Source organism: Cryobacterium gelidum, assembly GCF_004403985.1.
Lineage (GTDB): Bacteria > Actinomycetota > Actinomycetes > Actinomycetales > Microbacteriaceae > Cryobacterium > Cryobacterium gelidum.
This window is the reverse complement of sequence record NZ_SOHL01000030.1, coordinates 107,330-127,115: the sequence shown is the minus strand read 5'-3', so window position 1 is coordinate 127,115 and position 19,786 is coordinate 107,330. Positions and strand designations below refer to the sequence as shown.

At 63.9% G+C, this 19,786-nt stretch carries 15 protein-coding genes and 1 tRNA gene; 11 read left to right on the top strand and 5 right to left on the bottom strand.

The window, feature by feature from the left end:
* Positions 1-89 precede the first annotated feature (89 nt).
* The 9 genes from lysS to E3T50_RS15770 all read left to right on the top strand — a co-directional run bounded on the left by lysS (position 90) and on the right by E3T50_RS15770 (position 13,146).
* Positions 90-1,559 carry a lysine--tRNA ligase gene (lysS, locus tag E3T50_RS15805; RefSeq protein ID WP_420898741.1) on the top strand — a complete coding sequence of 490 codons (1,470 nt, stop codon included), beginning with the start codon at positions 90-92 and terminating at the stop codon, positions 1,557-1,559.
* On the top strand, positions 1,559-1,705 hold the full coding sequence (locus E3T50_RS16330) for a hypothetical protein (RefSeq protein ID WP_166784334.1): 147 nt from the start codon (positions 1,559-1,561) through the stop codon (positions 1,703-1,705). The genes lysS and E3T50_RS16330 overlap by 1 nt, the downstream gene beginning before the upstream one ends.
* Before the next feature lie 34 nt (positions 1,706-1,739).
* On the top strand, positions 1,740-1,919 hold the full coding sequence (locus tag E3T50_RS15800) for a hypothetical protein (protein WP_134464705.1): 180 nt from the start codon (positions 1,740-1,742) through the stop codon (positions 1,917-1,919).
* A gap of 6 nt (positions 1,920-1,925) precedes the next feature.
* Entirely contained in the window at positions 1,926-3,389 is a 1,464-nt protein-coding gene (gene cls / locus E3T50_RS15795) for a cardiolipin synthase (RefSeq protein ID WP_134553327.1), read from the top strand.
* 139 nt (positions 3,390-3,528) lie between these two features.
* Positions 3,529-6,054 (top strand): ATP-dependent Clp protease ATP-binding subunit, encoded by a 2,526-nt coding sequence (locus tag E3T50_RS15790; protein ID WP_134553325.1) that lies wholly within the window; start codon positions 3,529-3,531, stop codon positions 6,052-6,054.
* Between the two features lie 290 nt (positions 6,055-6,344).
* The gene (locus tag E3T50_RS15785; protein WP_134553323.1) at positions 6,345-6,920 is read left to right on the top strand and encodes an amino-acid N-acetyltransferase; all 576 of its coding nucleotides are present in this window, start codon (positions 6,345-6,347) and stop codon (positions 6,918-6,920) included.
* 195 nt (positions 6,921-7,115) lie between these two features.
* Complete coding sequence (locus E3T50_RS15780) at positions 7,116-11,873, top strand: ExeM/NucH family extracellular endonuclease (RefSeq protein ID WP_134553321.1); 4,758 nt, start codon at positions 7,116-7,118, stop codon at positions 11,871-11,873.
* Between the two features lie 136 nt (positions 11,874-12,009).
* Positions 12,010-12,651, top strand: a complete 642-nt coding sequence (locus tag E3T50_RS15775) for a hypothetical protein (protein WP_134553319.1) — start codon at positions 12,010-12,012, stop codon at positions 12,649-12,651.
* Positions 12,652-12,738: 87 nt separating this feature from the next.
* A complete protein-coding gene (locus tag E3T50_RS15770; protein ID WP_241990973.1) occupies positions 12,739-13,146 on the top strand; it encodes a dehydrogenase in 408 nt (135 codons plus the stop codon).
* 70 nt (positions 13,147-13,216) lie between these two features.
* Here the strand turns inward: E3T50_RS15770 and radA are convergent, their stop codons facing one another.
* Complete coding sequence (gene radA, locus E3T50_RS15765; RefSeq protein WP_134464717.1) at positions 13,217-14,581, bottom strand: DNA repair protein RadA; 1,365 nt, start codon at positions 14,579-14,581, stop codon at positions 13,217-13,219.
* A gap of 65 nt (positions 14,582-14,646) precedes the next feature.
* The gene (locus E3T50_RS15760) at positions 14,647-15,414 is read right to left on the bottom strand and encodes an SGNH/GDSL hydrolase family protein (protein WP_134553315.1); all 768 of its coding nucleotides are present in this window, start codon (positions 15,412-15,414) and stop codon (positions 14,647-14,649) included.
* Between the two features lie 86 nt (positions 15,415-15,500).
* Here E3T50_RS15760 and E3T50_RS15755 point away from each other — a divergent pair.
* Positions 15,501-15,590 (top strand) — tRNA-Ser (locus E3T50_RS15755).
* A 738-nt stretch (positions 15,591-16,328) separates the two neighbouring features.
* On the opposite strand, the gene E3T50_RS15750 is transcribed toward E3T50_RS15755, so the two are convergent.
* Positions 16,329-17,093 (bottom strand): alpha/beta fold hydrolase, encoded by a 765-nt coding sequence (locus E3T50_RS15750; protein WP_134553313.1) that lies wholly within the window; start codon positions 17,091-17,093, stop codon positions 16,329-16,331.
* A gap of 65 nt (positions 17,094-17,158) precedes the next feature.
* Between E3T50_RS15750 and E3T50_RS15745 the strand changes: the two genes are divergently transcribed.
* Entirely contained in the window at positions 17,159-17,848 is a 690-nt protein-coding gene (locus tag E3T50_RS15745) for a helix-turn-helix transcriptional regulator (RefSeq protein WP_134553311.1), read from the top strand.
* Between the two features lie 191 nt (positions 17,849-18,039).
* Here the strand turns inward: E3T50_RS15745 and heR are convergent, their stop codons facing one another.
* Both heR and E3T50_RS15735 read right to left on the bottom strand, forming a co-directional pair.
* On the bottom strand, positions 18,040-18,918 hold the full coding sequence (gene heR, locus E3T50_RS15740) for a heliorhodopsin HeR (protein ID WP_241990972.1): 879 nt from the start codon (positions 18,916-18,918) through the stop codon (positions 18,040-18,042).
* A 483-nt stretch (positions 18,919-19,401) separates the two neighbouring features.
* Positions 19,402-19,620: a hypothetical protein gene (locus tag E3T50_RS15735; protein WP_198418006.1), complete on the bottom strand. Its 219-nt coding sequence runs from the start codon at positions 19,618-19,620 to the stop codon at positions 19,402-19,404.
* Between the last annotated feature and the right edge of the window lie 166 nt (positions 19,621-19,786).

Below are 19,786 nucleotides of genomic sequence, written 5' to 3'. Positions count from 1 at the left end.
CAGCACCAACGGAGAACCGCATGAGCCAGAACCCATCGCCCATCGCCCAAGCCTCGAACGACGAAGCCGAGGGCTTCTCCGACGCGGAGATGAACGAGCAGAAGGCCGTACGCCTCGGCAAACGCGACCGCCTGAACGCGGCCGCCGCGAGCCCGGCCGGCGGCGCCTACCCGGTGTCGGTTCCGGTCACCCACACCATTCCGGCCGTGCGCGCCCAATACGGCCAGCTCGAAGCGGATGCCACCACCGGCGTCACCGTCGGCCTGGCCGGCCGCATCGTGCACCTGCGCAACACCGGCAAGCTCTGCTTCGCGAGCCTGCAGAGCGGCGACGGCACCCGCATCCAGGCCATGGTCTCGCTCGCCGCCGTCGGCGAGGAGTCCCTCGCCGCCTGGAAAGACCTCGTCGACCTCGGCGATCACCTGTTCGTCAGCGGCGAAGTCATCTCAAGCCGTCGCGGCGAGCTGTCGATCATGGTCACCGACTGGCAAGTGGCGGCGAAGGCGCTGCTGCCACTGCCCAACCTGCACTCCGAGCTCAGCGAAGAGACCCGGGTGCGCAGCCGCTACCTCGACCTGATCAGCCGAGAGCAGGCCCGCACCAATGTCTTGTCCCGCTCGAAGGCCGTTACGAGCCTGCGCGCAACGTTTACCGATCGCGGCTTCATCGAGATCGAGACTCCGATGCTGCAGGTCATGCATGGCGGGGCATCCGCTCGCCCGTTCCAGACCCACAGCAACGCCTTCGACACCGAGCTGTTTCTGCGCATCGCACCCGAACTGTTTTTGAAGCGGGCCGTGGTCGGCGGCATCGACCGCGTTTACGAGATCAACCGCAACTTTCGCAACGAGGGCGCCGACTCCACTCATTCGCCCGAGTTTGCGATGCTCGAAGCCTATGAGGCGTACGGCGACTACAACTCCATTGCCGATCTCACCCAGACGCTGATTCAGGATGCCGCGTTTGCGATCGCCGGGTCGCACGTGGTGACCTGGGCCGACGGCACCCTGTTCGACCTCGGCGGCGACTGGGATCGCATCGGCATGTACGACAGCCTGTCGGCAGCAGCCGGCATCATGATCACACCCGAAACGCCCCTCGCCGACCTCGTCCGGCTCGCCGCACGGGAAGGCATCGAAATCGACCATCCCATTCACGGCAAGTACGTCGAAGAGCTGTGGGAGCACTTCGTCAAGGGCGATCTGGTACGCCCGACCTTCGTCATGGACTTTCCAATCGACACCAGCCCGCTCGTGCGCGGGCACCGCTCTGTGGCCGGCGTGGTCGAGAAGTGGGACCTGTACGTGCGCGGTTTTGAACTGGCGACCGGCTATTCCGAGCTTGTTGACCCGGTCGTGCAGCGCCAACGCTTCATCGAACAGGCGAGCCTGGCCGCCGGGGGAGATCCGGAGGCCATGCGCCTCGACGAAGAATTTCTGCGCGCACTCGAGTACGGCATGCCGCCGACCGGTGGTATGGGTATGGGCATCGACCGCATGCTCATGGCGCTGACCGGCCTCGGCATCCGTGAAACGATCCTCTTCCCCCTGGTGAAATAATGAGCTATCTGCCGGACGATCAGTTGAAACCCGACCAGGGTGGGCGCAAGCCGCCATCCATGAATCGCATCGCCATCTGGGTAATCATCACCGGCGTCGGCGTCTACTACCTCGGTAGCGGCATCATCGGTCTGCTCGGCAAGTAGCTGCTCTCCCAGTCTTTGCGCGTAAGCTGAGGCTGTGATTGAGAATTTCTGGGGTAACGCGCTTTTTTCGGTCGTACCCACCATTGCGCTTGGCCTGATGTTCTGGCTGATGCTGCGCTCAATCCTGCGCGCCGACCGCACCGAACGTAAGGTGTACGCACAAATCGAAGCTGAAGAACGCGCCCGGCTCGGTCTTGACAAACCCGTCACCTGAGTACGAATGTTCGGCATTGACGGCCTGACCATCACCGTTCTGCTGGCCCTGATCGTCGATTTCTCCGTTCGCGCCGTGGCCATCATCGTCGTGCCCCGCAACCGCCGCCCGATGTCGGGCATGGCCTGGCTGCTGACCATCTTCTTTGTCCCCTACCTCGGCGTGCTGTTGTTTCTGCTGATCGGCTATCGAACCCTGCCAAAAAAACGGCTTGCCATGCAGGAGGAAATCAACCGGTTCATCCAGGGCAGCACCGAGGGGATGGAGCTGGTGCGCCGTGATCATCCGTGGCCGAACTGGCTGGAATCGGTCGTCGAGCTCAACCGCAACCTTGGAGCGATGCCGCTCGTCGGTGACAATACCGCGAGCGTGATCGGTGAATATCAGGTGGCGTTCGACACCATGATCGCCGACATCGACCTCGCCAAGAAGTACGTGCACGTCGAGTTCTATATTCTGTCGCTCGATCACACCACGGCGCCGTTTTTCACTGCTCTGGAGAACGCCCACAAACGCGGTGTGACCGTGCGCGTACTGATGGACCACATCCAATCGATGCGGAAGCCCGGATTTCACCAGACCAAGAAACGGCTGACGGACGCCGGCATCCACTGGGAACTCATGCTGCCGGTGCAGCCGTTCCGCGGCAAATGGCAACGACCCGACCTGCGTAACCACCGCAAGCTGCTCATCATCGATGGTCTGGTCGGATTCATGGGTTCGCAGAACATCATCGACCGTTCCTACAACATGCGCAGCAACATTCGGCGCGGGCTGCAATGGAAAGACTTCATGACCCGCCTCGAGGGCCCGATCGTCTCGGGACTGGGCGCGATCTTCATCACCGACTGGTACAGCGAAACCGATGAACTGCTCAATCGCGACGTCGAGCCGGTGCATCCGCGACCGGTGACACATGCCCTCGACTGCCAGGTGGTGCCGAGCGGTCCGGGGTTCAAGGGCGAGAACAACCTGCGCCTGTTCCTCGCGTTGCTTTATTACGCGCAGGACCGCATCATCATCACGAGCCCCTACTTCGTGCCGGACGAAGCGATGATGTACGCCATCACGACAGCCACCCAGCGTGGGCTGCACGTGGAACTGTTCGTCTCGGAGATCGGCGACCAGGCGGTCGTCTATCACGCGCAACGTTCGTACTACGAGGAGCTACTGACCGCCGGCGTGCACATCTATATGTACAAGGCGCCGTACATTTTGCATGCGAAGCACTTCACGATCGACGATGAAGTCGCCGTCGTCGGGTCGAGCAACATGGACCAGCGCTCGTTCAGCCTCAATATGGAGGTGTCGCTCATGGTGCGCGGCCGGTCATTCGTGCGCGACCTGCGCGTCATGGAGGACGAGAACCGGTTGAACAGCCGCGAGCTCACCCTCGAGGAATGGCGCCGGCAGCCGCTGCGCTCCACCATCCTCGACAACCTCGCGCGGCTCACCTCCGCCGTGCAGTGACAACCGGCTTGCGGAGGCCGCAAAGGGGGTCGCGCGCAGCATCCGTCACGCCTAGGGCGAACAAACGCGCGGAAGCGGCGCAGGCTGGCTACTCTCAATGTAACGGCACCAACTGCCCTGGTGCCAAGGGAGCGATCACATGTTTGAAAGATTTACCGACCGAGCTCGTCGCGTCGTCGTTTTGGCCCAAGAAGAGGCCAAGATGCTCAACCACAATTACATCGGTACCGAGCACATCCTGCTCGGGCTGATTCACGAGGGTGAAGGCGTCGCCGCGAAGGCTCTTGAGAGCCTTGGCATCTCGCTGGACGCTGTGCGCGAGCAGGTTCAGGACATCATCGGCCAGGGGCAGCAGCAGCCCACCGGCCACATCCCCTTTACGCCGCGGGCGAAGAAGGTTCTCGAGCTGAGTCTGCGCGAAGCGCTGCAGCTCGGCCACAACTACATCGGTACCGAGCACATTCTGCTCGGCCTGATTCGCGAGGGCGAGGGCGTCGCCGCCCAGGTTCTCGTGAAGCTCGGCGCCGACCTCAACCGCGTGCGCCAGCAGGTCATCCAGCTTCTCTCCGGTTATCAGGGCAAGGAGCAGGTGCAGGTCGGTGCCAATGAGCAGGCGGCCAACACGGCCGGCAGCCAGGTGCTCGACCAGTTCGGTCGCAACCTCACCCAGATGGCCCGCGACAACAAACTCGACCCGGTCATCGGGCGCGAGAAAGAGATCGAGCGGGTCATGCAGATCCTCTCGCGTCGCACCAAGAACAACCCCGTGCTGATCGGTGAGCCCGGCGTCGGCAAGACCGCCGTCGTCGAGGGCCTCGCCCAGGCGATCGTCAAGGGCGATGTGCCCGAGACGCTGAAGGACAAGCAGCTCTACTCGCTCGACCTCGGCTCGCTCATCGCCGGCAGCCGCTACCGCGGTGACTTCGAAGAGCGCCTGAAAAAGGTCACCAAGGAGATTCGCACCCGCGGCGACATCATCGTCTTCATCGACGAGATCCACACCCTGGTGGGTGCGGGTGCCGCCGAGGGCGCGATTGATGCTGCGTCGATCCTCAAACCGCTCCTCGCCCGCGGTGAGCTGCAGACCATCGGCGCGACCACACTCGACGAATACCGTAAGCACTTCGAGAAGGATGCCGCCCTCGAGCGCCGCTTCCAGCCGATCCAAGTGAACGAGCCGTCGCTGCCGCACACCATCAACATTCTCAAGGGACTGCGCGACCGCTACGAAGCGCACCACAAGGTGTCCATCACCGATGGTGCCCTCGTGGCCGCGGCGAACCTCGCCGACCGCTACGTCTCGGACCGGTTCCTTCCCGACAAGGCCATCGATCTGATCGACGAAGCTGGCGCCCGCCTGCGTCTCTCGATCCTCTCAAGCCCCCCCGAGTTGCGCGAATTCGACGAGAAGATCGCCGTGGTCCGTGCCGCCAAGGAACTCGCCATCGAGGAACAGGATTTCGAGAAAGCCGCTGGCCTGCGCGACGAGGAGAAAAACCTCCTCGGCGAGCGTCTGCGCCTCGAGAAGAAGTGGAAGTCCGGCGATGTCAAGACCACCGCGGTCGTCGACGAAGGCCTGATTGCCGAAGTCCTGGCCCAGGCCACCGGCATTCCGGTGTTCAAGCTGACCGAGGAAGAGTCCTCGCGGCTCGTCTTCATGGAAAAGGCACTGCACCAGCGCGTCATCGGTCAGGAAGAGGCCATCTCGGCGCTCGCCAAGACCATCCGTCGCACCCGTGCCGGTCTGAAGGACCCGAAACGTCCCTCCGGTTCCTTCGTCTTCGCCGGTCCTACCGGTGTTGGAAAGACCGAGCTGGCCAAGGCTCTCGCCGAGTTCCTGTTCGACGACGAGGCCGCCATGATCTCGCTCGACATGAGTGAGTACGGCGAGAAGCACACCGTGTCGCGCCTGTTCGGTGCGCCTCCCGGGTTTGTCGGCTTCGAAGAGGGCGGCCAGCTCACCGAAAAGGTCCGGCGCAAGCCGTTCTCCGTGGTGCTGTTCGACGAGATCGAGAAGGCCCACCCCGACATCTTCAACTCCCTGCTCCAGATTCTGGAAGAGGGTCGGCTGACGGATGGACAGGGTCGCGTCGTCGACTTCAAGAACACCGTCATCATCATGACCACCAACCTCGGCACCAAGGACATCTCGGGTGGCCCCGTCGGCTTCCAGCTGGAAGGCGACAGCACCACCGGGTACGAGCGCATGGCCGGCAAAGTGAAAGACGAGCTGAAGAAGCACTTCAAGCCCGAGTTCCTCAACCGCGTGGACGAGGTCATCGTGTTCCCGCAGCTGACCAAGCCCGAGCTGCTGCAGATCGTCGACCTGTTCATCAAGCGATTGAGCGTTCGCCTACTCGACCGTGACATGACCGTCGAGGTCACCCTGCCCGCGAAGGAACACCTGATCGAGGTCGGATTCGACCCGACGCTCGGTGCTCGCCCGCTGCGCCGCGCCATCCAGCGCGAGGTGGAGGACCGCCTGTCGGAGAAGATCCTGCAGGGCGAGCTCAACGCCGGTGACCACGTGCACGTGGATTACGTCGATGGCGCGTATGTCTTCACCACGACGACCCGGGTTGACCCGGTCGGCGTCGGAGTGAATATGTCCGCCGCGATCGGAACCGGTCCGGCTACGCCCGACCTCGCCATCACGAGCGACTAGCAGTCAAGACATGGCCCGGCAGATTCGTCTGCCGGGCCATTTCTGTGCCCTCCGCACCGCTCATCCGGCATAACTCCTGCAAATTCTGCACCCTCCGGCCAACTTCCTCATCTTTCCGGGGCTGGCCGGGCGGGCGCACACGCATGGCAGGAGTTATGCCCGGGGGCGAACCGGAGGGGCGGCATCCGTCGGTCTGAGCCTGACGTGTGGGGGCGAATGCGGGACGAGCGGGACGAACGGGGCGGCCGGGCCGCGAAACGGGACAGTACCATCCCTAGACTGGTGGTTTGATGCTGAATAAGCCACGAGAGGGGCCGGTGAGCGTGACTGCACTGCACCAGACCGCACCGGAACAACCCGAACAGGGATACACGGTGCGCCGTGCGCGCACCAGCGACGTGCCCGGCATAGAAGCGCTCGTCGAGCCGCTCGTGCAGCAACGCATTCTGCTCGGCAAGGACCGCGTCGTGTTTTATGAGGCGGTGCAGGAATTTCGGGTGGCCGTGGACTCCTCCGGCCGGCTGATCGGCTGCGGCGCCCTGCACGTCATGTGGGAGGACCTCGGCGAAGTGCGCACTCTCGCGGTGGACGCCCAGTGGCTCGGTCGTGGTGTCGGCTACACAATGATGCAGCGCCTCGAAGCGGATGCCCGCGACCTCGGCCTGAGCCGACTGTTCTGCCTCACCTTCGAGGTCGGCTTCTTCACCCGCAACGGGTTCAGCGATATGGGCACCGAAACGGTCGACCCGGCCGTCTACGCCGAGCTCGTGCGTTCGTCCGATGAGGGCGTTGCCGAGTTTCTCGACCTGGCGCGGGTGAAGCCGAACACGCTCGGCAATACCCGCATGGTGAAGCGCGTGAACTAGCCGATCGATCCGGATCAACTCTTTCGCGGTTATAACCATTGTTCATATGAGCAAAATATGCGGAGTTCACCTGCCGGACACGGTCCGTCGCTAGGCTGCGAACTATTGCACCCGCCGGACCCGTTGCCGGGGAAACAGCGCTCGCGTGATCCCGGGTGCAATGAGACGACCGTCGTTCTATGAATGAGGAGATCCATGTCATCCGCCGTCCGCCGCCGCTCCAGGCTGGTTTTCGCCACACTTCTTGGGGTGAGCCTCGCGGCCGCTCCGCTCATTGCCGTACCGGCCAGCGCCAACACCGCCGGCACCGGGGTCATCATCAACGAGGCCTATCTGAATGGGGGAAGCTCGGGCGCGACCTACCTGAACAAGTTCGTTGAGCTCTACAACCCGACCGACGCGACGGTCTCACTCGATGGCACCTCCATTCAGTACCGCTCCTCGGGGGGAACGTCGAACCCGACCGGGGTCGTCGCCCTGACCGGCACGATCGCCGCCGGCGGACACTATCTCGTGCAGGGCAGCTCGAACGCGGCCAACGGGGCCACCCTGCCCACGGCAGATGCCTCCTTTGGAACCTCTTTCGCCGCCGCCTCCGGCACGATCTTCTTCGCCAACCAGTCCACCGCGCTCACCGCGCCCGCGACCGGCTCGCTTACCGGGCGAGCCGAGATTCTCGACCTGATCGGCTACGGCAGCTCGAACACTTTTGAGGGAGTGGCCGCCGCCGCGGCATCCGTCACCACCTCGGTGAACCGCACTGCCGGTGGTGATACACCGGCCGTCGACACCGACGTCAATGCCGCCGACTTCAGTTCGGCCGCGCCGACGCCGACAAACTCTGCTGGCGACAGCGGCACCCCGGTCGAACCCGAGCCGGACCCCGACCCCACTCCGGTGCCGGACGCACTCACCGCGATCGACGCGATACAGGGCACGACCACCACGAGCCCGCTCGCGGGAACCGTCGTCAAGACCTCCGGCGTCGTGACGGCCGCCTACCCGACCGGCGGATTCGACGGGTTCTACCTGCAGACGGCGGCCACCGGCGGCGACGTGGACTTTGCCAGCCACACCGCCTCGCACGGCGTTTTCGCCCACTCCAGCACCGCGACCGCCGACGTGAAGATCGGCGACCACGTGCAGGTCGTCGGTACCGTCGTGGAATTCTTCGGCATGACCGAGGTCACCTTCGGCACGGTGAACGACGTCACCCAGCTCCCCGCCACCGACGTAGTGTCCCCGACCCTGGTCACCGTGCCGCTGCCGGTTAGCACGGAGCAGCGTGAAACCCTTGAGGGCATGCTGCTCGCCCCCCAGGGCGACTTCACCGTCACCAGCAACTACACGACCAACCAGTACGCCGAAATCGGCCTCGCCGCCGGAACCACGCCGCTGGTCAATCCGAGTGTCACGGCACGGCCCGGCTCGACCGAATATCAGGGCGCTCTCGCGGAGAATGCCGGCCGCGCGGTCACCCTCGACGATGGGGCCACGACCAACTACCTCGCCGCCGCCAACCAGGGCAGCCCGGTCCCGTACCTCTCGACCACCGCCCCAGTGCGTATCGGCGCCGCGGTGTCGTTCCTGTCGCCGGTCATTTTCGACTTTCGCAACGACGCCTGGAAGTTCCAGCCGACCACGGCCCTCGTCGCGGCCAACGCCGCGACCGTGCAGCCGGTGACCTTCGCCGACACCCGCACGAGCGCACCGGATGACGTGGGTGGGGACATCCGCTTGGCTAGTTTCAACGTTCTGAACTACTTCTCCACCACCGGTGACTCGCTCGCCGGCTGCCGCTACTACAGCGACCGGGCCGGCGTGCCGACCACGGTGAGCAGCGGATGCGACGCCCGCGGCGCCGCCACCCAGCTCAGTTTCGAACGCCAGCAGGCCAAGATCGTCTCGGCGATCAACGCCCTCGACGCCGACGTCGTGTCGCTCGAGGAGATCGAGAACTCGGCCGTATTCGGCAAGGACCGCGACGATGCCCTCGGCAACCTGACCGCGGCCCTCAACACGGCTGCGGGCAGTGACGTCTGGGCATTCGTGGCCTCGCCGGCGGCGCTTCCCGCCAGTGAAGATGTGATTCGCACCGCGTTCATCTACAAGCCCACCGCTGTCGAAACGGTGGGGGAGTCGGTCATTCTGACCGAATCCGTCGCGTTCAACGGGCGCGCACGTGAGCCGCTTGCGCAGGCATTCCAGCTCGTCGGAGACGATACGAGCAGCTTTCTCGCCATCGTGAACCACTTCAAATCGAAAGGGTCCGGCACCGGGGACAACGCCGACCAGGGCGACGGGCAGGGCGCCTCCAACCCGACGCGGGTTGAGCAGGCCGCCGCGCTCGTAGCCTTCGCCGACCGGGTCAAGGCCGACTCCGGTATCGACCGAGTCTTTCTCACCGGTGACTTCAATGCCTACGACCTTGAAGATCCCATTCAGGTGCTGCTTGAAGCCGGCTACATCAATCAAGGAAACAAGAGCGGCGAGTATACCTACGCCTTCGGCGGCACGGTCGGCTCACTGGACCACGTGTTCGCCTCGCCCGAGGCCGATGCAACGGTGAACGCCGTCGACGTCTGGAACATCAACTCGGTCGAGTCGGTCGCCCTGGAGTACAGCCGGTACAACAACAACGTGACCGACTTCTTCGTCGCCGACGCATACCGGTCCTCTGACCACGACCCGGTCGTGCTGGGCCTGAACCTCGAGACGCCCACCGCGGTCGAACTCAACCTACTCAACATCAACGATTTTCACGGACGCATTGACGCCAACACCGTCAAGTTCGCGGGAACCGTGGAACAGCTGCGCGCCGAGTACGGCGACCCGAACTCGCTGTTCCTCTCCGACGGCGACAACATCGGCGCCTCCCTCTTCGCGTCGGCATCCCAAAACGACCAGCCGACCATCGATGTTCTCAACGCCCTCGACCTCGCGGCCTCGGGCGTGGGCAACCACGAGTTCGACCAGGGCTTCGCTGACCTCACCGGCCGGGTGGCCGACGCGGCCAACTTCGACTACCTCGGGGCCAACGTCTACAACGCGGGCACGGAAACGCCCGCGATGCAGGAATACGCGCTCCTCGACGTGGCTGGCGTCACGGTCGGCGTGATCGGAGCAGTCACGGAAGAGACACCCACATTGGTCTCGCCCAACGGAATCGCGAACCTCAGCTTCGGTGACCCCGTCGCAGCCGTCAACCGCGTTGCCGCCCAGCTCGCCGATGGCGACCCGTTGAACGGCGAAGCGGATGTGCTGATCGCCGAGTTCCACGCGGGTGCCGGAGCGGGAATCCCTGATGGCGCGACGCTCGAGCAGGAACTCGCCGCCGGCGGAGCATTCGCGAGCATCGTGAATGACACCTCTGCTGAAGTCGACGCGATCTTCACCGGTCATACGCACAAGCAGTACGCGTGGAACGCCCAGGTTCCCGGCGCGGCCGACGGCGTGACCCGCCCGGTGCTGCAGACGGGCAGCTACGGCGAGAATATCGGCCAGATCGTACTCAGCTACGACATCGCCTCCGGCGACACCACCACGGTGAAGAACCGCAACGTGGCCCGCTCGACCTCGTCCGACGCTGACCTCGTGGCAGCCTACCCGCGCGCGCGTGCGGTCCAATCGATCACGAACGCCGCACTGGCCGAAGCCGCGATCCAGGGCAACGTGCCCGTCGGGTCGGTCACCGCCGACATCACCCGGGCCTGCCTCGGTGGTGTAGCCCCCTGCGCCGAAAACCGGATGGCTCCCTCGACCATGGGCACGCTGGTTGCGAACTCCCTCCGCGCCTCCCTGGCCGATCCGACAATTGGCGGGGCCGAGATCGGCATCGTCAACCCCGGGGGGATGCGGTCCGACCTGTCGCTCAGTCCCGACGGTGTCGTCACCTACGCGGAGGCGAACGCGGTACTGCCATTCCTGAATAATCTGTGGACGACAAGCCTTTCCGGTGCGCAGTTCAAGACGGTTCTCGAGCAGCAGTGGCAGACCAACGCCGACGGGACGATTCCGAGCCGTCCGTTCCTGCAGCTCGGCCTGAGCGACAACGTGAATTACTCGTTCGATGCCCGCCGTGCCGCGGGCGACCGCGTGACGGGCATCTGGATCGATGGCGCCCAGATCGACCCGGCGCAGTCCTACCGCGTCGGATCGTTCAACTTTCTGCTCACCGGTGGCGACAACTTTCGCGAGTTCAGAAATGGCACGGACACCCGCGACTCCGGTCTCGTCGACCGGGATGCCTGGATCTCCTACATCCAGGCGAACAGCCCGCTTTCGCCGTCGTTTAAGGCCAACCAGGCCTCGATCTCCGGTGAACCCACGGCTGCGGTTCGTCCGGGCGACACGATCACCCTCACGGTCGGCAGCCTGAACCTCACGTCGCTCGGTGCTCCAAAGAACACGCAGCTCGCGCTGCGCTGGTCGGGCACCGACGTGGGTACGGCATCCATTGACGCAGCGGGTACGGCTACCGTCAGCGTCACTGTGCCGACCGATGCCGCACCGAGCAGCGTGCTCGAGATGACTGCCGTCGAGTCAGGCACCATCGTGCGCCTCGCCGTCGCGGTGAGCGCCGAACCGGGGGAGGCACCCACCGCGGTCCCGGCGAAAGATCTCAGCAAGAAGCTCGAGAACGCGATCACCACCGACCGGGACTTCTACCGGGGCGGTGACTCGGTTGTCGTCGAGGTTGGGGCGGAACTAGCCGGAGAATACATATCGGTATGGGCCTATTCCAAGAAGACGGCCGAGAACCTCGGGGGCTGGCTGCTCGTGCGCGCCGACGGCACTGTGAGCATCACGCTCGCCGACGACCTCAAGCACGGCAAGTACAGCATCTCCGTGCAGAACGCCGACGGTGACGTGATCGGCTGGACCGACGTCAAGGTCGACAAAGCCGACAAGGCCGACAAGGCCGACAAGCCGCAGAAGAACGAACCGCGCTAGCCGGCGAGGTTGCACGGCCCCACCGGCAATCGGAATCCTTCCGGTTGCTGGTGGGCCCCGCCTTTTCCGAGAGCAATTGCTGCCGACACGCATGCCATTACCGGCTTCTGACACCGAACATCAATAGCCTTGGGGCATGTCGACGATCAAGCATCCGGTCGGCCGCCAGTCCAGCAAGGTCTACCGGCGCCGGCGATTCGTAGTGGGGCTCGGCCTGCTCGCCGTGCTCGTCATTCTCCTGCTCATCATCGTGCAACCGGGAGTGAGCAAGGGCGACGCAACCGCCCCGAAAACTCCCGCAGCTGACGCGCCGGCCGCATCGGCGGATGCCGCCGCCACCATTCCCGAGGTAGCCACCGCCGCCGACGGCGCGGCCTGCGATCCGTCTATGGTGCAGATCGCGGCGATCACGGACGCGACCAAGTACGCCGCCAACGCGCTGCCGAAGCTGTCGCTGAGCCTGACCAACACCGGAGCCACCAGCTGTGTGATCAATGCCGGCAACGCCAGGCAGGTGTTCACCGTGATGAGCGGTGAAGACGTCTACTGGGCCTCGACCGACTGCCAGACCAACCCGGTCGACGCGCAGGTGACCCTCAAGCCGGGCGTGGTCATGCCGCTTGCGACACCGATCACCTGGGATCGCACCCGGTCGGCCGTTGATACCTGTGACGTCGCAACCCGCACCGCGGTTCCGGCCAGTGGAGCGTCGTATTACCTGCACGTGGCCGTGGACGGCATCGAAGCGGCCGAGCCGGCGTTGATGATTCTCAACTAGAGTTTGCCCCCGGGGCTGCGGCATCCGTTCGCTCGTGGCGTGCGCCGCCAGCTGGGCACGCACGGCTGCGGCTGATTGAATGAAGGGGTGACTGATACGACCGCCAATACCCGTTCCGAGGCGCTTAGCGCTGCACTGGCGGCGCAAGACGTCGTCGCCGTCGCCTTCGCGCTGCGCAACGACTATATGATCGTGCCGCAACTCGTCGTCAACGGTGAGGCGGCGCAGGTGCGCGTGTTTGGCCGCGAGGGTTCCGACAAGCGGATGCTGCTGCTCTTTTCCGCAGCGGACAATTACGTGCGGGTGGTGCCCGACGATCCGAACCCGCAGGTCATGGTCTGTGATGGGCAGTGGCTGCGCGAGTTTCTCACCGTGCACGCCTCGACCCTGGAGATGGTCTTCTTCGACATCGCCGGGCCCAATGTTATGCAGGCAGCCCCGCACGATCTTCTCCAGGCCTTGAACCCGCAGCTCGGCGAGGGCGACGCCGAGTAACCGCCTCGCGAAGCACGAGCGCACTTTGACGGCCGGGTCAAGGCGTCAGCCGCCGCCGCGGTTGCGGAGCCTACCCCCACGCCCGATCGAGTTCGGCGTCGCGCGGATTGCGGGTGGTGCCGAGCGCCAAAGCAACCGCCGCGTGGATCGACCCGCAGGCGGCGTCGATCTGGGTCGTGAAGCCGAGGCGTACCGCTTCGTTCACCCGCTGCTTTGACATGAGTGCTCCGCGCACCTCGCCGGCCAGGCTGATCTCGCCGAACGCGACCACATTGTGTGCCACGGCGAGTCCGGTGAACGCCGACGCGATGGCCAGCGCGATCGCAAGATCGGCGGCCGGCTCACTGAGACGGATTCCACCGACCGTCGACACGTAGACGTCCTTGGTGGAGAGGTTCATGCCCGCGCGCTCCTGCAGCACCGCGAGCAGCATGGCCACCCGGGCGGAGTCGACGCCGCTCGTGACGCGGCGCGGATTGGGCGCCTGGGTTGCGGTGACGAGCGCCTGCACCTCGACCGGCATGGCCCGTCGACCTTCGAGTGCGACGGTCACGCAGGTGCCGTCGACCGGATCGGTGGCCCGACTGAGGAACAGCCCGCTGGGGTCGGGCACCTCGGCGATGCCATCACCGGTCATCTCGAAGCAGCCGACCTCGTCGGTGGGCCCGAACCGGTTCTTGAGCGCCCGGATGAACCGCAGCGAAGTCTGACGGTCGCCCTCGAACTGGCAGACCACGTCGACCAGGTGCTCAAGCACTCGTGGCCCGGCGATCGAGCCGTCCTTGGTGACGTGGCCGACGAGCAGCACTGGCAGGTTGCGATCTTTTGCCACCCGAATCAGAGTGGATGCCACCTCCCGCACCTGGCTGGGCATGCCCGGCGAGCCGTCGGAGAGTGCACTCGACACGGTCTGCACGGAGTCGATGATGATGAGGTCGGGCTTGACGGCGTCGATCTGCCCGAGGATCACCCCGAGGTCGGTTTCGGCGGCGATATACAGCTCGGGTTCGAGCGCGTTGGTGCGCTCGGCGCGCAGCCGCACCTGGCTTACCGATTCTTCGGCGCTGACGTAGAGCACGCGGCTCTTCGCCGCCGCAGCCTTGGACGCGACCTCGAGCAGCAGTGTGGACTTACCGACGCCGGGTTCCCCGCTCAGCAGAACCACCGATCCGGGCACGATGCCGCCACCGAGTACCCGGTCGAACTCGTTGATACCGGTCGGCCAGTGAGCGGCGGCATCCGTTTCAACGTGGGTGATGGGGCGGGCGATGCCATCGCCGACCAGCGTGATGGCCTTGAGTTTGCGGCTGATGCCGGCGGTCTGGCCAGCATCGACGACGGTGCCCCACTGCTGGCATTCGCCGCAGCGACCTGCCCATTTGAGGGTGGTCCAGCCGCACTCGGAGCAGCGGAAAGAGGAGACGGATTTTGCCATATTCCGAGCCTAGCCGTGGCCGCCGACAGGCGGCCGCGCGCGCGACGCTGCCCCTAGTCAGCGTCCTATGATGCCTGACCGACGGCGGAGAAACGGTGCGCGACATCGGCGCTGATCGAGGGGAGAAACGCCTCGGCCCAGGAGCGGTAGCCGCGGTCGTTGGGGTGAAACAGGTCCTTGGCGACGTGGGTCAAGATGCTGCGAAAGCCGGCCCGTTTGGTCGTCCCGTGCAGTGGGACGACGGTCAATTCATGCTCGGTGGCGACTCGGCGAATGATCTCGTTGGCCACCGCAACCTTGACCTCGTTGTGCGGCAAGTGAAAGCACGGAAGGTCGGCGACGAGGGCGTGCGGCGGCAGGGCTGCGAACACTGTGCGAATGCCAGCTTCGAACTCTTCCGGGTTCCACTGGGCGATGTCATTCGCGCCGATCGCGACCGTGACGAGGTCAGGCTTCAGCTTGTCGAAACGCGGAAGCTGGTCGCGCACCGCCAAAGCCACGGTTGCGCCGGACACGCTGAGATTCACGACACGCACCGTTTGGCTGGTGGCCAGCCGCACGTGGTCGGCGAGGACCCCGACGTAGCTCTTGTTCGGGCTCGAGGCCCCGATGCCCTGGGCGGCACTGTCGCCGATCGCGACGTAGAGCAGCTCGCCCGGTTGCTTGGCGTGGGTGCGCCACCACGCGGAGTGCACGGGCAGGGTGTCGTTGAGAATGACCTTCTGCTGTTCGAGGTCGCGGCGGAACCAGGTCGTGTAGAGAACGGCGCCGGTAGTGACGACGGCGGCGCCGGCAGCGATAAGCGAGCGGATGCGCGGGGTCGGTGAGGTCATCCGCTGAGGCTACTCCGCAGCATCCGTGTGTCTGCTGCGTGTTGGCCGATTCGCGTCGACCCCGAGTCTCTACTAGAATCAACGGCGGTACCGTGTCCGAGCGGCCGAAGGTGCGACTCTCGAAAAGTCGTGTGGGGGAGACTCCACCGTGGGTTCAAATCCCACCGGTACCGCCACGAAAAACCCCCTACATCCCAGTGTTTCACTGGGGTGCAGGGGGTTTCGTTTTGCCCGGATGGCCGTTTTGGCAACACTTGAAAAAATTTCGGTGCGAAAGACGATCATCAACGTGATGAACAGTGGCCCGCCGCGCCCATTGCGGGACATATGTTTGTGCCTCGCTTCGCCTGAAGCCACCGGTCGACGTGTCAGAATTTCGACTCCCACTGATCGCGGGTCAACTTGAACGTCGACGTCTGCGCTGGCCTCGGCCACCCCGAGCTTTTGGTAGGCGTCTTCGACCAGTCCGGGATCTGGCTACAGGTCGTGCGCGTCTACCGCGTAAGCCTGGTCCCTCACGCGATAGTCACCGTTTACCCTGCGGACTCGATCGCTCAAGCGTCGAAAACGATGCGATTCCGTGGCCGGGCCGGCGCTGATCCCGGCGAACAGGATCAGTGATGCCGACCGCCAACAGATTCTGTTGAACGAGAACGAGCAGGTCAAGGACCGCCGCCGCCACGCCACCCCGCCCGCCTCACCGACGCGAAATCGTTCATGGCCTCGTTCGTCGACGGCTATAACCACGAACATCGCCATACCGGGCGGCCTCAACACGCCCGCCGACGTCCACTACGACCTCGCAGCAGCCAAAGCCATCCAACGAGCAGCGACGCTGGAGACGCGGCCCGGAAACGCTTCCCTGAACGATTCAGCACCAACCACGCGCCCCAGATGCCTAAATGACGTGTCACCTAAACCTTCGTCCGTCCCGGTGGCATGTGGTCGACCGTTGCGGCGATGGTTGCGGCGATGGCTGCGGCGAGGTCTGCTGGTCGGCTCCACATAGGCCAGTGCCCGGTCGGGAGATCGATGAGTTCGAGATCGCGGAGGAGTGCGGCTTCAGCCATCATCGCATTACCTTCACGAGCCATTTGCATTAGCACCCGAGAGGGGTACGAACAGGCGATGATCGTCGATGGCACGTTTCGGCGGGAATCGTTCTCCAGACTTACCTGATCGCGCATCACACTTGCCGGCATCGGCACTGCTCGCTGACGGAATAGTTCGAGCGCTTCCTCGCTGAGGCCGTCGAGACTGGCAGCCAGTTGCTCGAACGGTGGCAGCGCCACCTCCTGCACATCAGACGGCACCGACGTATCGAACGCTGATCCATCAGCGACCGGCCCACTATCGACGTAGATGATGCGATCGACCACGGTTGGGTCCTGGTCGAGGAGCACGGAGGCGGGGAAACCGGCGCCACTGTGGGCTACGAGGATGACGGAGGAGTCGTCGGCACCAGCAGTGCTGACGGCCGAGCGTAGAGAGTCCACCTGGTCGCCCAAGGTTCTCTCCGCACGATGAGGGTCGTTGGGATCGAGACCCGACATCGTTACCGGGATGACGTTGTGGCCGCGGTAGCGCAGATGGGCCGCGACAGCGTCCCACGCCCATCCACCAAGCCAGTAGCCGGGTACGAGAACAAATGAGGTTTGGGTGAGGCTGTCTTTCTTCATGGTTTTATCTTTGTTCGCACCCGAGACAACGGCATGTCACTATTCATGTCACTAATCTGTTTCTTGTGAAAAGATCCGAGCGTCTTCAATCCCTGACCGAGTCGTTGCGTCGCGCGGGCTCTCGCGGTTGCACCGCGCAGCAACTCGCCGACGGGTTTGAGGTGACCATCCGCACAATCAAGCGTGACATCTCCGCACTCGAGGCAGGCGGTTTCCCCGTTTGGGGGCGTACCGGTCCTGGCGGGGGCTACGGGCTGACAGAGATGTTCCGTCTACCACCGGTGAACCTCACAGCATCACAAGCACTGGCCCTTAGCGCGGCAGTGGCAACGGCCGCGCAAGCTCCGTTTTCGGACTCGGCGCGTGCTTCGATCCTCAAAGTGCTTGACGTACTTGATCCAGTGTCCCGTCGGAAAGCCGCTGAGCTCTCCAGCCGCGTATGGGTTGACGTCGGCCCGTCAGCTGACCGGCGCGTGATGTCCGCGCTCGAGCAAGCCACCATTGACCAGGTCACCGTCAACCTCACCTATACCGACGCGGAGGGGCAAACCACACGACGCGAGGTGGAACCAATGATCTTCGCTCTCACCGCTGGCCAGTGGAAGCTCGTCGCCTGGTGCAGACTCCGGGAGGGCATTCGCTGGTTCGCCCTAACCAGGATTCAGCGCGCAACGGTCACACGCCATCCGTGTACGGGACATCAGATCGAAGAGATAGGTAGACCGCCCACGCTTGCGCATTCCGTCCATTTCTGAGAGTCGCTTCGGCGGACGCCAGCTATTGGCGCAGAAGTTGGTTGGTGTTCTCGTTCGATCATCGCTGCTACGGAGACCACGGATCACAAAGTAGACGTTCGATTAGCCGTGAGTTGCGTCGCAACTCCCACCCGACAACGCGCAGCTACCGGCCAGATGCCGCGCAGAATTATTGATGCCGACGACGTCGATCAGCCGGTGATTGCCGGAATGATGGCGCCGGAAAACACCTGCCAGGCGAGCGCCGTTTTGGCCACCAGGCTCAAAGTGATGTACGTGCGTTCGCCTTGAAGATAACTCTTCCACTTACCGACCTGCTTGTACTGCAGCCATTGGTTGATCGCAAAGGTATTGAAGAACAGGAACAGAGAAATGACAATGCCGACGACGAAGCTGGGGATAGCGACGTCGCTGGCGCTGCCCGGTCGCAGGAAGTAGATAAGGATGAGGATCCAAGGAACGATGCCGACCATGCACCCGAAAATGAATGGCACCAATCCGCCGGAACCGGGACGCTCATATTTCTCCTGCAAGGCACCGAACATGATCATGGCCGCATTGATAGCGAAGACCGCGAACAGCGCACCAATATCCGTAACGCCGTTGATCGCCAGGATGAGCCAGATCATGATCGACGAACTCAGGGAGTATTCGACCCAGCGGAAATAGTTGTGCGTGTTCTTGAGACCGTTCTTGTACCGCGCGAAAAACCACGGGCTCGAAATAAGGAAGTGGAAGAAGGCGCTGAGGGCGAGGAAAGCGACGACACCGGCACCGATATTCACCTCGAACACGGTGACCCGCTCCGGTGGAATTGGAAACCCGGGGGGACCAGCCAAATAGTCCGCCGTCACCGCGAACAGAACCTGCGAACTCAGGGTGCTCAGAATCACCGAAAAGAAGATCGCCTGGAGCAGGTGCAAACTTCCGGCGACGACGTTATAGATTCGCAGCCGATCGATCTGCTCGTCCGGTGTGTACATTTTCTTGGCCAAGGCCATCTCCTTCTTTGGGCGTGCCTGACCTCGCAACACGGCGAGCTGACGGTGCCAGACTCCTGCGGTCATCATGGCACTATCAGGCGCGTTGTCGGTGACGCGTCGCGACCACGTGGTGGCGGGGTTGACCCGGTCCCCTGCTATTCCCCACACCATTCGGGGCCTGGCCGCAGCCCGCGTACAGGGTTCATGTCAGGGTGCCCTTTCATTGCTGGCGCATGTCTTGTGAACGGAGACGGCTGCTTGGCTGGCGCCGAAGACCGAGCAGATTCCCACGCGGGAGACACATTGGATTGTGGCCGTCACCGGCAACGGGGCCCACCCTCCTGACCGGGTGACGTCGACGTTTTCAGATGATCACTGAGGCGAAACCGTTACCGGACGGCGGTGGATCCGCGGGGCTCAAGACCGCCGCTTCGACACACGAATGCCCAGTCTTAACCTGGCAACGGGGCGCGGGGCTGCGACTGAAACTGAAGTGCCGCAATGGCATCGCCACCAATGCGTCCACTGGAGTCTCCGCATCCATTGCGCTTTGGCGGCATTTTGTGATCCTTATTTGTCGTGGCACCGCGGTGATGCCGGTGAGCGCTTCGGCGAGGTTGCGGTTGCGGCGGAGGCGTTCGACGTGCGGTGGGCCGAGGAAGATGAAGATGGGGAGGGCACGAACGTGACCCAGATGGTCACGAGCGCCCCGATGCTGGCAGCGACCCAGGGGTCGAGGTCGGCGGGGTCGTGGTGGGCCCCGATGAAGCTGACGAACTGGACCACCATAATCAGGGGCCGAGTGTGGTCTCGGCTTCTTGGTTGCATCCCTGCGATGGACACCGCGAGTACTGGGGATAGACGCCTGTTGAGTTGCGACGCGGAATGCTGGAAACGTGAAAAACATGCGTGTCGTCTCCGCTCTGGCTGCCGTCCTGATCGTCGGTATTATCTG

Excerpts from the sequence above, each read along its gene's own strand:
- E3T50_RS15790 (WP_134553325.1), top strand. The coding sequence starts at position 3,529 with ATGTTTGAAAGATTTACCGACCGAGCTCGTCGCGTCGTCGTTTTGGCC.
- E3T50_RS15780 (WP_134553321.1), top strand. The coding sequence starts at position 7,116 with ATGTCATCCGCCGTCCGCCGCCGCTCCAGGCTGGTTTTCGCCACACTT.
- lysS (WP_420898741.1), top strand. The coding sequence starts at position 90 with ATGAACGAGCAGAAGGCCGTACGCCTCGGCAAACGCGACCGCCTGAAC.
- E3T50_RS15775 (WP_134553319.1), top strand. The coding sequence starts at position 12,010 with ATGTCGACGATCAAGCATCCGGTCGGCCGCCAGTCCAGCAAGGTCTAC.
- E3T50_RS15760 (WP_134553315.1), bottom strand. The coding sequence starts at position 15,414 with ATGACCTCACCGACCCCGCGCATCCGCTCGCTTATCGCTGCCGGCGCC.
- radA (WP_134464717.1), bottom strand. The coding sequence starts at position 14,581 with ATGGCAAAATCCGTCTCCTCTTTCCGCTGCTCCGAGTGCGGCTGGACC.
- E3T50_RS15735 (WP_198418006.1), bottom strand. The coding sequence starts at position 19,620 with ATGGTGGTCCAGTTCGTCAGCTTCATCGGGGCCCACCACGACCCCGCC.
- E3T50_RS15750 (WP_134553313.1), bottom strand. The coding sequence starts at position 17,093 with ATGAAGAAAGACAGCCTCACCCAAACCTCATTTGTTCTCGTACCCGGC.
- cls (WP_134553327.1), top strand. The coding sequence starts at position 1,926 with ATGTTCGGCATTGACGGCCTGACCATCACCGTTCTGCTGGCCCTGATC.
- E3T50_RS15785 (WP_134553323.1), top strand. The coding sequence starts at position 6,345 with ATGCTGAATAAGCCACGAGAGGGGCCGGTGAGCGTGACTGCACTGCAC.
- E3T50_RS16330 (WP_166784334.1), top strand. The coding sequence starts at position 1,559 with ATGAGCTATCTGCCGGACGATCAGTTGAAACCCGACCAGGGTGGGCGC.
- heR (WP_241990972.1), bottom strand. The coding sequence starts at position 18,918 with ATGATGACCGCAGGAGTCTGGCACCGTCAGCTCGCCGTGTTGCGAGGT.